This window comes from Streptomyces sp. NPDC001599 (assembly GCF_042893535.1).
Classification (GTDB): Bacteria; Actinomycetota; Actinomycetes; order Streptomycetales; family Streptomycetaceae; genus Streptomyces.
Map to the genome: position 1 here is coordinate 184,194 of NZ_JBIAVA010000001.1, position 13,537 is coordinate 197,730.

The 13,537-nt window shown below is 74.2% G+C and carries 9 protein-coding genes; 4 read left to right on the forward strand and 5 right to left on the reverse strand.

What is annotated here, in order from left to right; genetic code table 11:
* Positions 1-37 precede the first annotated feature (37 nt).
* The 4 genes from ACFYZ3_RS00935 to ACFYZ3_RS00950 all read left to right on the forward strand — a co-directional run bounded on the left by ACFYZ3_RS00935 (position 38) and on the right by ACFYZ3_RS00950 (position 3,151).
* Positions 38-544, forward strand: coding sequence for a DUF2617 family protein (locus tag ACFYZ3_RS00935; protein WP_388512974.1), 507 nt, complete (start codon positions 38-40; stop codon positions 542-544).
* The gene (locus tag ACFYZ3_RS00940; protein WP_388512976.1) at positions 541-936 is read left to right on the forward strand and encodes a DUF4247 domain-containing protein; all 396 of its coding nucleotides are present in this window, start codon (positions 541-543) and stop codon (positions 934-936) included. Before ACFYZ3_RS00935 ends, ACFYZ3_RS00940 begins: the two co-directional genes overlap by 4 nt.
* A 51-nt stretch (positions 937-987) precedes the next feature.
* Positions 988-1,428: a DUF350 domain-containing protein gene (locus ACFYZ3_RS00945; RefSeq protein WP_388512978.1), complete on the forward strand. Its 441-nt coding sequence runs from the start codon at positions 988-990 to the stop codon at positions 1,426-1,428.
* A 127-nt stretch (positions 1,429-1,555) separates the two neighbouring features.
* Complete coding sequence (locus ACFYZ3_RS00950) at positions 1,556-3,151, forward strand: polyamine aminopropyltransferase (protein ID WP_388512981.1); 1,596 nt, start codon at positions 1,556-1,558, stop codon at positions 3,149-3,151.
* Between the two features lie 50 nt (positions 3,152-3,201).
* Here ACFYZ3_RS00950 and ACFYZ3_RS00955 read toward each other — a convergent pair whose 3' ends face one another.
* From ACFYZ3_RS00955 to ACFYZ3_RS00975, 5 genes are all read right to left on the reverse strand, one after another.
* Entirely contained in the window at positions 3,202-5,433 is a 2,232-nt protein-coding gene (locus ACFYZ3_RS00955) for an MMPL family transporter (protein ID WP_388512984.1), read from the reverse strand.
* Positions 5,434-5,641: 208 nt separating this feature from the next.
* A complete protein-coding gene (locus ACFYZ3_RS00960; protein ID WP_388512987.1) occupies positions 5,642-7,069 on the reverse strand; it encodes a GAF domain-containing sensor histidine kinase in 1,428 nt (475 codons plus the stop codon).
* A 43-nt stretch (positions 7,070-7,112) separates the two neighbouring features.
* Complete coding sequence (locus ACFYZ3_RS00965) at positions 7,113-8,207, reverse strand: rod shape-determining protein (RefSeq protein ID WP_388512989.1); 1,095 nt, start codon at positions 8,205-8,207, stop codon at positions 7,113-7,115.
* A gap of 169 nt (positions 8,208-8,376) precedes the next feature.
* Positions 8,377-12,426: an SAV_2336 N-terminal domain-related protein gene (locus ACFYZ3_RS00970; RefSeq protein ID WP_388512992.1), complete on the reverse strand. Its 4,050-nt coding sequence runs from the start codon at positions 12,424-12,426 to the stop codon at positions 8,377-8,379.
* Positions 12,426-13,451: an AAA family ATPase gene (locus tag ACFYZ3_RS00975; protein WP_388512996.1), complete on the reverse strand. Its 1,026-nt coding sequence runs from the start codon at positions 13,449-13,451 to the stop codon at positions 12,426-12,428. Before ACFYZ3_RS00975 ends, ACFYZ3_RS00970 begins: the two co-directional genes overlap by 1 nt.
* Positions 13,452-13,537 lie beyond the last annotated feature (86 nt).

Genomic DNA, 13,537 nt, shown 5'->3' on the forward strand with positions numbered 1-13,537 from the left:
CGGCGCCGCTCGTAGCACTATCGGACCGGGGGGCCGCATGCATGCCGTATCTCTGCAAGCTGCCTACCTGGATACGGCCGCGGACCAGCTCTGCTTCTCCCTGGACCTGACCGAACTGCCGGCGCTTGCCGAACGCGAGGTGTCCGTGGGCGGGCTCGCCGTGCGACTGAGGCTGCTCGGCGCCTCCCATCAGGTCTTCGCGGGCCCGGTGCGGGAGACCGTGGCGTGTCTGCCGGAGGCGGTCAGGGGGCTGCCGACGACGCTCACCCGGCGGCCCGCGGGGTGGACGTACGACTTCAGCGCCGTCACGGCATGCCTCGGCCCCGGGGAGTTCAGCGCCCGGGTCGCGGACGCCCTGAGCCGCGCGGACGAGGCGGAGCACAGCCTGTGCGGGGTCTTCCCCGGGTCTCCGGAAGCAGTGACGGCGGTGGTCGTCGAGGCGTGCGACGAGGGATCCCGCCCGGGGCTGGCCTGGCGCACCTGGCACAGCTACCCGCAGGACGGGCACATCGTATCGACGCACAGCCGGCTGGAGGCTCGATGAACAGCGCCCGACTCCTTCCCGGGGCGGTGGCGGCCGTGCTGGTCACGGTCCTGCTCTCCGCCTGCTCCAGCGACGGGGAGGACGGCGTCCCGCGCAGCTGGATCGGCAAGACGTACTCCACCGGCGGGAGCGGGTGGCTCGACAAGGACAGCTCGCCGGCCAAGGTCGCCGACGCGATCGACGACCACCGCGACGCCCTCGACCGGGCATCCGGCGGCGGCAAGGAGTTCCTGCGCTACGGCGACGACATGGTGACCGTCTCGCCCTACCGCAACGGCAGCACGATCGAGATCGAGGACTACCGCAACGGCTACCGCCGGCATCACCAGCACCTCACCTACTGGCCCAACCCGAGCAGCTTCCGCGGCGGCGGCCCCGGCTCCGGCAAGTGACGCCCGGCGCCCCTCCCCGCACCTGACGACGCCCTCCAGAAAGGCAACGCAGTGACCGAGATCTTCGAGTCGGCCGGGCAGGCCCTGCTCTACGGGGTCGTGGGCCTCGCCGTGATGGCCGTCGGCTTCGTCGCCCTCGACCTCGTCACTCCCGGCAAGCTCTTCCACGTGGTGTGGCGGGACCGCAACCGCGGTGCGGCCGTGCTCCTCGGCAGCCAGTCCGTCGCGGTCGGCCTGGTCATCATGTCGGCCATCCGGGCCAGCGAGTCCGAAGAGGGCCTGGGACACGGCCTGTTCAGCACGCTTCTCTACGGTCTGGCCGGGGTGCTGGTGATGACGCTGGTCGGCATCGTCATCGGCATGCTGACACCGGGTCAGATGGGCGCGGTGGCCCTCGACGACGGCGACGACCACCGCCCGCACCCCGCCGCCTGGGTCCAGGCCGGCATGTACCTGGGCACCGCCGCCATGGTCGGCGCGGCCCTCTCCTAGGAGCACCCCGCTCCCAGGAGCAGCCCTCCCAGGAGTGCCTCTCCCAGGAGCACCCCTCCCAGGAGCACCCCCTCCCAGGAGCACCCCCTCCCAGGACCACCACGAGGACCACCGCGAGGCCACCCCCATGAGTTCCGCCCTGGACGACCGCGCCGTCGCGGCACCCCCGAGCCCCCCGGCCGACCGCCACACCCGGGGGGCCCGGTTCCTGCTGCTGCTCGCCGTCTTCCTCTGCGCCGCCTGCGGCCTCGTCTACGAACTGGCCCTGACCGCGCTGGGCAGCTACCTCATCGGCAACTCGGTGCTCCAGACCTCCGTGGTCATCTCCGTGATGGTCTTCGCCATGGGTGTCGGCTCGCTGGCCGCCAAACCGCTGCGCCACCGCCCCGTCGTCGCCTTCGCGGTGGTGGAGGGAGTGCTCGCGCTGGTCGGCGGCCTGTCCGTCCTGATGCTGTACGCGGCCTTCGCCTGGCTCCAGCTCTACATGCCCGCGATGATCGTGGTCTCCCTGGTGGTGGGCCTGCTCATCGGCGCCGAGATCCCGCTGCTGATGACGCTGCTCCAGCGCATCCGCACCCAGGAGGCGAGCAGCGCCGTCGCCGACATGTTCGCCGTCGACTACATCGGCGCCCTCGTCGGCGGCCTGTGCTTCCCGCTGTTCCTGCTGCCGACCTTCGGCCAGTTGAAGGGCGCGCTGGTGGTCGGCGTGGTCAACGCGGTCGCCGGGGTCATCGTCGTGGTGTTCATCTTCCGCCGCCAGACCGGCCGGCTGGTCAAGGCCGGGCTGCTGGCCGGCGTCACCGTGGTGCTCGCCGCGCTCGGTACGACGTATGTACTGGCGGACGACCTGGAGGTGACGGCGCGACAGCACATGTACGCGGACCCGATCATCCACTCCGAGACCACGCAGTACCAGGACATCGTGGTCACCCGCTCCACCGCCTTCACCGGGGAGCCCGACGTACGGCTCTTCCTCAACGGCGACCTTCAGTTCAGCTCCGTCGACGAGTACCGCTACCACGAGTCGCTGGTCCACCCCGCGCTGTCCGGCCGCCACTCCAACGTGCTGGTCATGGGCGGCGGCGACGGGCTCGCGCTGCGCGAGGTGCTGCGCCACGAGGACGTCCGGCACGTCACCCTGGTCGAACTGGACCCGGCGATGACCCGGTTGGCGCGCACCTTCGAGCCGCTGCGCGAGCTCAATCACGGTTCGCTGGACGATCCGCGGGCCAAGGTCGTCAACGCGGACGCCTTCACCTGGCTGCGCGAGGCCCGGCAGCAGTACGACGCGGTGATCATCGACTTCCCGGACCCGGACTCGGCGTCGCTGGCGAAGCTGTACTCGGTGGAGTTCTACGACCTGCTCCGCCGGGTGCTGGCGCCCAACGGCCAGGTCATGGTGCAGAGCGGATCGCCGTTCTTCGCCCCCAAGACCTACTGGTCGATCGCGAAGACCATCGAGACGGCCGGGTACGCGACGACCGAGTTCCAGATCGACGTGCCGAGCTTCGGCAACTGGGGCTTCGTCCTCGCCCGCCCCGGCACCGAAGCCCCGCCGCTGCGCCTCGCCCCGGACACGCCGAAGCTCCGCTACCTCGACGGGGCGGTGCTGAAGGCGGCCACCGTGTTCCCCGTCGACCGCCGTCGCACCGACGTACGGCCGAGCACCCTGATGGATCCCGCGGTGCTCGAGTACGTCCAGGACGAGTGGCGCGACTACTGAGCCAGGACGACGGGGGACACGGTGTCCGGGGGCGGGCTGTCCCCGCGTGGTCAGACTCCCGTCGGGTCCTTCTCGTACGTGCGCTCCGCCACGGGCGCCGGCTCGTGGCCGCCCTCGCTGAGGCCGAAGCGGTCGTGCACCTTCCGCAGGAACGGCGGGGCGTACCAGGCCGAACGGCCGAGCAGACGCATCGCGGCGGGCACGAGCACACCCCGGACGGCGACGGCGTCGATGAGGATGGCCAGTCCGCTGCCCAGACCGAACATCTGCATGTAGCTGATCCCGGCCGTCCCGAAGGCGAAGAAGCTCACCGCCAGGAGGCAGGCCGCCGCGCTGACGATGCGTCCCGTGTGCCCGAGGCCGTCGACGACCGCGGTCTCGTTGTCCGCGCCCTGGTCGTGCAGCTCCTTGATCCGGCTGGTGACGAACACCTCGTAGTCCATCGAGAGACCGAAGGCGATGCAGAACATCAGCAACGTCATCGACACCTCCATCGGCTGCGGCGTGAAGCCGAACAGGTCCGAGAAGTGGCCGTCCTGGAACATCCACGTCATGACGCCCAGGGCCGCTCCCAGGCTGACGATGTTGAGCACCAGCGCCCGCAGTGGCTGCACCACGCTGCCGGTGAACAGGAACAGCAGGATGAAGGTGGTCACCGCGATCAGGCCCCCGGCGAGCGGAATCAGGCCGGTGATGGACTCCTTGGAGTCGACCAGTGCGGCGTCCCTGCCGCCCACCAACGGGTCGGTCCCCTCGGGCGCCGCGACCGCCCGGACGTCCTCGACCAGATCCTGGGCCGCGTCCGACATCGGTGCCAGGTCGCTCACCACGTTGATCCGCTGTGCCTCGGGGCGGCCGAGCGCGTCGTTGCGCGGACCGGGCGCCGCGGCCCGCCCGCCGGTGTAGGTCCCGGTGGACGCCTCGACACGGACGACACCGTCGAGCTGTGAGAGCCTGCCCGCGTACGCGCCCAGCGGTGCCGCGCCCACGGACTCGTCCATGACCACGTGGACGGCCGCCGCGTCACTGCCGTTGAAGTTCTCCGCCAACTGGGCCGAGACCCGGCGGCTCGCCGCGTCCTCGGGCAGCGAGCGCTCGTCCGCGATACCGATGGAGATGCCCAGCAGCGGGCTCGCCGCCAGCAGCAGCACCGCCAGCACCGGCAGCGCGGTGAGCGCGGGACGCCGCATGGCCGTGCGGGCCAGCCGCCCCCAGAAGGGCACCCGGGAGTCGTCCGGCCGCTCCGCCTTCCTCGCCCACGGCAGCCGCCCCTTGTTGACCCGGTGCCCCAGGACGTTGAGCAGGGCCGGCATCACGAACAGGGTGCTGACGGCGGCGATGGCGACCACACCGACGCCGGCGTACCCGAACGAACGCAGGAAGTACTGCGGGAACACCAGGAGTGCCGCGAGCGCGACCGCCACCGTGGCGGCGGAGAAGGCGACCGTACGGCCCGCGGTGTGCACGGTGTGCCGGACGGCGTCGTCCACGCTCGCGCCCCGCGCGAGCTGTTCGCGGAACCGGCTGACCATCAGCAGTGCGTAGTCGATGCCGAGGCCGAGACCGAGGGCGGTGGTCAGGTTGGTGGCGGTGATGGAGATGCTGGCGACGCTGCCGAGGAGGAAGAGTTCCGCGAACGTGCCCACGATCGCGATGAGCCCGACGGCCAGCGGCAGCAGGGCCGAGACCACACTGCCGAAGACGAACAGCAGCAGCAGGAGGGTCAGCGGCAGGGCGATCGTCTCGGCGAGGACGAGGTCCTCACCGGAGTACGTACCCATGTCGTCGCCCACGGCCGCGCTGCCGCCGGCCTCGACGGTGAGCCCGCCGTCCCCGGCGCCGGTGTACTCGTCGATGATCGCCTTGGCGTTCTCCCGCTCCTCGGTGTCACCGCCCTTCACATGGGCGAGCACCATCGCCTGCTCGCCGTCCTCGGAACGGAGGTCCGGGTTGCCCGTGTCCCAGTACGAGATCACGTTCGCGACCGTCTCCTCCTGCTTGAGGCCGGCCGCCAGCTCCTTCCCCTGCCGCCGGGCGGTCGCGGCGTCGACGCCGCCCTCGGGGGCACGGACCAGCAGGACCAGGTTCGACTCCCCGCCGAACTTGTCCGTGATGACCGTCTTGGCCTTGCTGGACTGGGAGGACGGGTCGTCGAAGCCACCGGGCAGGAGCTTGCCGAACGCGCCGGCGCCCAGAGCTCCCATGAGGACGACGGCCACGGCTGCGACGACGAGTACCAGCCGGGACCGGCGGATCGCCAGTTCGGCTATGCGGTCAAACACGCACTCTCTCCTTGCGTTCTTGCGACGTGCATCCATGGCCCGCGCTGGTGATGGGGGGTGCGGCGGAGCCGCTGCCCCGTCGCCGGCCATGACGCTATCCACGCCGTAAGTGTCTTTGGCAGTGCGAGATTTTCTTGACACCGTCAAGTCGTTCTCATACCGGCACGCTTCAGTCGACGGTCGCCCCGGGACCCGTTCTCGCCTTCGTCTAGAGCGGCGCCCACCACGTGAGCGTCGTCCCCCGTCCCTCGCCCCCGGCGCCCGTGCCGTCGTCGGCGACCCGCAGGCGCACCCCTTCCCGGCCGTCCGGCGAGGGGGCGGGCGTCTCGACGGTGACGTCGACGCGGGAGACGCCCGGGCGCGCCGACGCGGCGGCCAGGGCGTCGCGCAGGGCGGTGAGCAGGCGGTCGGCGACCCGGTCGGGCACCCGTGCGTCGACGGGGCCGCTGAAGTGCGTGGAGGGCGCGGTGCCGAGCCGGGCGGCGGCGGACGCGGTCTCGCGCAGGACCCGGCCGCGCAGGCCCGCCGGGGGACCGGCCGGGGGCTGCTGGAGGGTGAGGATCGCCGTGCGGACCTCACGGACCGTGGAGCGCAGCTCGTCCACCGCGCGGCCGAGGACGTCACGGACTTCGTCGGCACCCGGGCGGCGCTGGGTGGACTCCAGCATCATGCCGGTGGCGAACAGCCGCTGCACGACCAGGTCGTGCAGGTCGCGGGCGATGCGGTCGCGGTCCTCGTAGACCGCCAGCCGCTCCCTGCCGCGCCGGGCGTCGGCCAGGACGAGCGCGAGCGCCGCCTGCGAGGCGAACTGCGTCGCGAGCAGCCGCTCCAGGTCCGTGTACGGGCGCCCGCCGCGGCGGCGGGGCAGGGCGAGGGTGCCGATGAGCCGGCCGCCGGCCTGAAGAGGCAGCATCATGCTCGGTCCGAACCGGTGCCGTACGTGGGTCGTCATGCGCGGGTCGGTCGCCGAGTCCTCGATGAACACCGGCTCGCCGCCCAGGAGCTGTTCCAGTACCGGGCTGCCCGGCGCGATGGTCGCGCCGACCATGCCGTCCGGGTCGTCGGGCGTGGAGGCGGTCACGATCGCCATGCCGCCCTCGGCGGTCGGATGCAGGATGACACCGGCGGAGGCGTCGGCGAGCAGCCGGGCCCGTTCGGCCACCGTGGTCAGCGCGTCGCCCGCGCCCTCCTCGGTGAGCAGCGCGGTGGTGACGGCGGCCGAGCCCTCGATCCAGCGCTCCCGTTGCCGGGCCGTCTCGTACAGCCGGGCGTTGCCGATCGAGACACCGGCCTGCGCGGCCAGGACCCGCAGCAACTGCTCGTCCTCGACGCTGAAGGGGGCGGCCCCGGCCCGCCCGGCCAGCCGCAGCTCGCCGAACTCCTCGTCCCGCACGTGGACCGGCATCCGCAGCAGGGGCGCGGTCTCCGGTACGGGGCGGTCCGGCCCCGGGGTGCGGATCTCGGCGAGGCCGCCCGCCTCCGGGTCCGCGACGACCAGGGCCGCGCGGTCGGCGCCGGTCAGTTCGGCGGCGCCGTCCACGATGTGCTGGAGGACGCCGCGCAGGTCCAGTTCGGTGCCGACGTCCAGGAGGGCATCGAGGAGACGGGCCAGTCGGGGCGCGGGCTGCGCGGTCATGCGTCGGGCTTCCTCGGTTCCCCGGTCGCCGCCGGGCGGCGGATCAGTCGGAGTCGGAGTGAGCGTCGGAGTGTGCGTGAGAGTCGGCGGTCGTCGGGTGCAGGACCAGCGGCTCCACCCGGCCCTCCAGCATGCTGCCGAGGCCCTGGACCGCGCACACGTCGGGCCGCTCCGCGATGTGCACCGGCATGCCGGTGGCCTGACGCAGCATCTGGTCGAAGCCCGGCAGCAGCGCGCTCCCGCCGACCATCATGATCCCGCGGTCGGCGAGGTCCGCGACCAGGTCCGGCGGGCAGTCCCGCAGCACCTTGCCGATGCCGTCGAGCACGGCCGTCAGCGGTGTCTGGATGGCGTTGCGCACGGTGGCGGTGTCGACCTGCACGCTGCGGGCCAGCCCGGTCGCCACGTCCCGGCCGTGGATCTCGGTGGACGCGGGTCCCTGCGGGGTCAGCCCGTTGCCGGACAGGGCGAGCTGCAACGGGCGCACGGACTGGCTGGGCAGCACCAGCTCGTGCTGGTGGCGCAGCAGCTGCACGATCGCGTGGTCCACGGCCTCGCCGCCCACCGGAATGCGTACCGCGGTCACGATCGAGCCCAGGGAGAGCACCGCGACCTGCGTGGCGTGCGCGCCGCACACCATGATCATGGTCGCCTCGGGCTGCTCCACGGGCAGTCCGCAGCCGACCGCCGCCGCGATGAGCGTGTCGACGAGTTCCACGCGGCGCGCGCCGAGCCCGACCAGGGTCTCGATCGCCGCGCGCTGGGACAGCGGGTCCGCGTCGTGCGGGGTGCAGACGGCGGCCCGCAGCCGGGGCTTGCGGCGCAGGGCGCGGCGGATCCGGTCGCCGAGCAGGTGGCGCAGCATGCGCTGGGCCATCTCGATGTCGACGACCGTGCCGCCGGAGACGGGCCGTACGACCCGGATGTAGCCGGGGGTACGGCCGGTCATCTTCTCCGCGAACTCGCCGACCGCGATGAGCGCGCCCGTGCGGGTGTTGACCGCCGCGGCGGACGGCTGGTCGACGACGAGCCCGGCACCCTTCACGTACACGCGGGTCCGCGCCGCGCCCAGGTCGACGGCGAAGTGGCAGCGGCGCAGCGCCTCCAGACTGGCGGTATTGGCAGTACTGGCGGTCATGGCGAATCCTCCCGAGAGCGCGGACCGTGCGGGGCCGCCCGGTGGCCGGCCTCTTAGGCTCCGATGGTCCGCCGCCGCGCGGGCGGGCGCCCGCTGGAGGGGGCCGGGCGGGGGGCCGCTGAACGAGGGGCGTGCCCGGCGCGGCCCGCATGGACCGCGCCCGGCCGGGTCAGCGCAGGCCCGCCGCCGGGCCGGGACGCCCGCCGCCCCCGACCAGGTGGTACCAGCCGGTGTCGTCGGCCAGCGGGCGGAAGAGGTCCGGCGGGAAGGCGGGCCCGTCCTGCCCCTCCTCGCGCACCTCGTCGTAGTACAGGGAGTCGGAGAGCGCGACGACCGCCTGCGCCAAGGAGGCGTCCAGGACCGCGCCGACCGCATCGGGGTCGGCACGGCCCAGCGACTGCTCCCCGGTTCCGTCCAGCCCGAACTCCACCTGCCAGAACTCGATCCGCAACCGCAGGCCGGCCAGGCGGGACAGCCGTCCGGGCAGACCCTCGACGGTCGCCCTCAGGAGCGGGGCGGCCTCGGTCCGCGGCGCCAGCAGCACGAGCGGGCCACCGGGTTCGTCCACCAGCTCGTGGGCGGCGGCGTCCGTCCCGCTGTCCGCCAGCAGGTCCGTGACCAGACCGTGCAGTGCCGCGCGGGCGTCGCGGTCCACCGGGCCGTCGGCGAGCGTGAACCGGGCACAGGCGCGGAAACCGGTGTCGAAGTCGACCCAGGGCGGCTCCTCCGGTTCCTCCTCCTCCGGCTCCTCCTCCGGCCCCGGATCCTCGTCCGGGTCCAGTTCCGGCTCCGGTTCCACGCCCTCGCTGCGCAGCGCTTCCCGCAGCGCCGCCCGTCTCTCCGCCCGTTCCTCCCGCTCGTCCCGGTCCGCCGGGGTCTGTGCCGTGTCGTGCTCGGCGTCGTCGTCCAGCAGGGGCGTCCAGAGGCCGTCCTCCGTGGGGAAGGGGCCCTCCGGCAACTCGTCCGGCGCGGACACCATCGACTCGGGGGCGTCCGGCTCCGCGGGGTGCTGCTCGTACTCGGTCCACGGGGGCGCTTCGTCCACCGGTTCGGCGTACTCCTCGCGCAGCTCCCGGCCCAGTGCCGTCAGGGCCGGGCTGCGTCCGCCGGACAGCTCGTACTCCTCGTACACCTCCAGTGCCTCCTCGCCCCGGCCCTGGCGGCGCAGGGCGATCAGGTAGAGGCGGCGGAAGTCCTCCCGGTGCGGGTGGGCGCGCAGCAGGCCGGACAGCTCGGTGGCGGCCCGGTCGTACTCGCCGAGGACCAGATCCAGCTCGGCGCGCTTGGTGTGCAGGGCGAGCCGCAGCCGCAGCAGGCGGGTCCGGGCGGTGCGGGCGGCGGGGCCGGGCACGCCCGCGAGGGGCTCGTCGTCGCCCCACAGCGACAGTGCCCCGCAGACCAGGCGGTGCGCCTCGGCGAGCGAGCCCGCCAGCCGGGCCGCGTCGGCGCGCCGTACCAGCTCGTCGCAGCGCACCAGGTCCAGTTCGTCGGCGCTGGTGTGCAGGGCGTAGCCGTGGGCGGCCGTGGCCAGGACGCCCGGGCCCAGGATCTCCGCGAGCCGCTTCGCCAGCCGGGTCGTCTCGCCCCGCGGGTTGCGCGGCTCGTTGCCCGGGTCCCACAGGCCCCACCGCAGCTCCTCGTGGGTCACCGTGCGGCCGTGCTTGAGGAGCAGCATTGCGAGCAGCGCGCGCACGTCTTGCGGCAGGCCGGCCGGTCCGTCCGGGAGGTCGGCCCGCAGCGGGCCCAGGGCCCGGTACCGGCGCGGCGCGTACGCCTCGCCCGCGCGGGTGAGCAGCGCCGGGTCCTCGAGCAGTTCGAGGCCCCGGGCCTGGGTCGCCGACGAGGGGGACAGCAACTGGTCGAAGGCGTGCGCGTAGTGGATCCGCAGGGCGGTGGGCAGCCGGTCCAGGCGGCGGGAGTCGACCGGGACGGCCGGGCGGGAGGTCCCCGACGTCAGTCGCAGCAGGACGTCGCACAGGGCGCGCAGGTCCGCGGGGCGTGTCCCCGGGCCCGAGGCCAGACCCGGTTCGAAGAGGCTGAGCCGGACCGTGCCGTCCGGCAGGAGGACCACCCGGGACGCCTCCAGGCCGCCGTGTGCGAGGCCCGCCCGGTGCAGGGCGGTGAGCGCCCGTGCCAGCTGGGCCCCCACGGACACCGTCAGCGGCACCGGCAGCCGTCCGTCCCCGGACCGGGTGAGGGCGCCCAGCGCTATGCCGTCGAGGTGCTCCATGACGACGTAGGGGACGTCGTCCTCGATGCCCGCGTCGAGCACGGTCACCAGGTTCGGGTGGGAGAGTCGCGTCAGCCGGCGCGCGTTGCGCAGGAACGCCTGGCGCGCGGCCGGGTCGGGGTCCGGGTCGTGCAGCCGGATCGCCACCGTCCGGTTCCCCTGCGGCGAGTGGGCCGCCGTCCCGTCGGCCGCGGTCCGCTCCGGTGCCGTCCGGTCCGGTCCGGTGTCCTCCGCCAGCCAGATCCTCCCGGACGGGGTGAGCCGTCGCGTGGGCCGGTAGCGGGCGCCCAGGCCGGGCGGGAAGGGCGAGGGGGCGGCGGGCCGCTCCCGCACGGTCAGCTGCCGGGCGCTCTCCTCGCTGATCGTCGCGAACGACTCGCTCGTGTCGGCCCGCTCGGTGCCCTCCCGGGAGGGGATCAGCGCGCGGAACTCGCCCGGCGAACGCCCGGCCCGGTCGTCGATCAGGCCGCCGGTGCGCAGCAGCAGGTCGTGGGTGCGGTTGCGGGCGGTGCGGGGCAGCCCGCGCAGGAGCAGCTCGCGCACCCCGGGGCGGAAGGCGTAGGAGCCGGGCGGCCCGGCGACCGTGGCCAGCAGTCCGCCGAGGATGACCTCGGCCAGGTGCTGGGGCCGGGGGTCCGGCTCGACCGCGGCCTGCACCAGCCGCATCACGGGCAGGTCCGGGCGCCCCAGCGCGAGGTGGCCGGCCAGCCGGTAGGCCTGCGGGGAGGCGCTGGCGCGGAAGCGCAGGACGATTTCCTCGGGCGTGAGCCGGGCGACGTCGGTGCGGTCGTCGGCGTCGGCCGGCAGCGGGCGGTGCAGCGCCGCGGCCGCGCCCGGGTACGGGGTGCCGCCCGGGCTCGCGACGAGTGCGGCCCAGTTCGCCAGCCACTCGGGCCCGGGCTCCAGCACGGGCACGTGCACGGTCCCGCCGGGAGGGCGGGGCGCGGCGCCGTCGTACGGCGTGAACGCGAGCGAGGCGCTGGGCGCCGCCCGGTGCGGGGCCGACAGCCGGCCCGGGACCGGTGGCAGGGCGGTGTCCCGCCACAACTGCTCGGGCAGCGGCTGGAGGACCGCCAGGGGCGCGCGGCGCGCCCAGCGGCGCAGCGTGGCGAACCACCGGGTGCCGTCCGGGCCCTCGCGCCACTGCGGTCCCATGCAGTCGCTGATCAGCAGCATCACGGTGCGGCCGTCGGCGGGGAGCTGGGCGCCGTCGCCGCGTACGGTGCCGTCGGGGTCCGCGCGGTGCAGGGTGACGGTGCGGAAGACGCCCGACTGGGCGAGCGCGGCCTGCAGTTCCCGCACCAGGGGCTGCCAGACGGGCATCGTGGGGCCCGCGTCGTGCACCAGGTGCAGGCGCAGCCACCGTTCCCGTACGGGGCGCAGTACGGGCAGCCACCACTCGGGGCCGGCGCCGAGGCGCGCGATGCGGTCGGCGGTCGCGGCCTCGTCCACCTCGTGGCCGACCGGCGCGTCGGCACGGCGCTTCAGCGGACGCAGGGCACGCTGCAGCGCCAGCGTGTGGCGCAGCATCGGCGGTGCGGGCGCGAGCAGGGCGCTGTGCGGCTGTGCCGCCGAGGTGCCCGGGGCGGGGGCCGGGGACGGCAGGCGCAAGGGGGTGCGCGGGGCCTCGGAGCGGGGGGTGGGCCCCACCGGCCCGTCGCCCCGGGGCCCTTGCCCCGGCCCCCGGTCCCGGTCGTCGTGCCGGTCCCGCTCCGGCTTCCGGCCCCGCTCTTCCTCCTGTCGCCGGTTCTCTTCGTGGTCCCGCTCCCGGGGCCCCTTTGGGGCCGGTGGCGACTTTGCCGCCCGCGGCCCGGACGCCGGGCCGTGCGTCGGGTCCTGGTCCGGAGTCTCCATCCGACCGGCCAGCCACAGGAGTTCGGCCAGCTCCAGCGGCGTCGGGCGGGCACCGGTGGCCGCCGCCCGGCCGAGGAGGTCGGCGAGGCGGGGCAGGGGCGGCGGGTCCGGTGCGCCGGGGCGGTCGGTGGGCATCAGAAGGCGTCGGGCTGCGCGGACTGGCCGAGGTAGGGCATCAGCTGCTCGGCCAGCTCGTCCAGGGAGTCGGCGCCCAGACCGGAGGAACGGGCCAGGTAGATGGCGTTGAGCAGCTGGTCCGTGGCCAGTTCGCCGCTGCCCACCCGGGACAGGAACCGGTGGATCAGCTGTCGCGCGTACCCGTCGGGCTCGCCCAGGTGGGCGCGGACGATCTCGGCGAGGTGGTCGTCGTCGGGCTGCCGCAGCCGCAGCGAGACGCAGCGGCGCAGGAAGGCGGGCGGGAACTCGCGCTCGCCGTTGCTGGTGAGGACGACGAAGGGGAAGGCGTTGCAGCGGACCCGGCCGCGCTCCACCGGCACCCGTTGGTCGGTGCCGTCGATCAGGACCTCGGCGTGGCCGTCGGGCACGTCCCGGGCGGCCCGGACCAGTTCGGGGATCTCGTACTGGCCCTCCTCCAGAACGTGCAGCAGGTCGTTCGGCAGGTCGAGGTCGCTCTTGTCGATCTCGTCGATGAGGAGAGCGCGCGGCCGGGCGTACGGCAGCAGCGCGGTGCCCAGCGGGCCCAGCCGCAGGTGGTCCTCGACCCCGGTGGCGGCGGCGGGGGCGTCGGGCGGCTGCGTGGTGTGGCGTGCCGCGTAGAGGCGGGAGAGCGGGTCGTAGGTGTAGAGGCCGTCGCCCAGGGTGCTGCGGCTGGTGATGTTCCACCTGAGGACCGGGCCGAGCCGCAGCTCACGGGCGACCGCGTAGGCGAGGGACGACTTCCCGGTGCCGGGCGGTCCGGTGACCAGCAGCGGACGGCGCAGGTACAGGGCCGCGTTGACCAGTTGCACCGTGTCCTCGGTGGCCTGGTAGGTCGCGGCACGGTGGGCGCGGTCCGGGGAGGCGGCCGCCGTGTCGCCGTCCGGGTCCGGCGGATCGAGCACGGGGCCGCCGTCGAAGGCCCGCCAGGGCGGGGGCGGGGGCAGCCGGGTGATGCCGTCGTGGGGGGCAGGCGCGCCGGTGTAGACGGGCCACAGGGGCATGGGTTCTTCTCTCCGGGCGGTCGGTGCGGCGGTCGGTGCGGCGGTCGGTGCGGTGGTGGGTGCGGTGGTGGGGACGGCGGTCGGTG

Coding starts and splice junctions, on each gene's coding strand:
- ACFYZ3_RS00960 (WP_388512987.1), bottom strand. CDS start 7,069: ATGACCGCGCAGCCCGCGCCCCGACTGGCCCGTCTCCTCGATGCCCTC.
- ACFYZ3_RS00975 (WP_388512996.1), bottom strand. CDS start 13,451: ATGCCCCTGTGGCCCGTCTACACCGGCGCGCCTGCCCCCCACGACGGC.
- ACFYZ3_RS00935 (WP_388512974.1), top strand. CDS start 38: ATGCATGCCGTATCTCTGCAAGCTGCCTACCTGGATACGGCCGCGGAC.
- ACFYZ3_RS00965 (WP_388512989.1), bottom strand. CDS start 8,207: ATGACCGCCAGTACTGCCAATACCGCCAGTCTGGAGGCGCTGCGCCGC.
- ACFYZ3_RS00940 (WP_388512976.1), top strand. CDS start 541: ATGAACAGCGCCCGACTCCTTCCCGGGGCGGTGGCGGCCGTGCTGGTC.
- ACFYZ3_RS00970 (WP_388512992.1), bottom strand. CDS start 12,426: ATGCCCACCGACCGCCCCGGCGCACCGGACCCGCCGCCCCTGCCCCGC.
- ACFYZ3_RS00950 (WP_388512981.1), top strand. CDS start 1,556: ATGAGTTCCGCCCTGGACGACCGCGCCGTCGCGGCACCCCCGAGCCCC.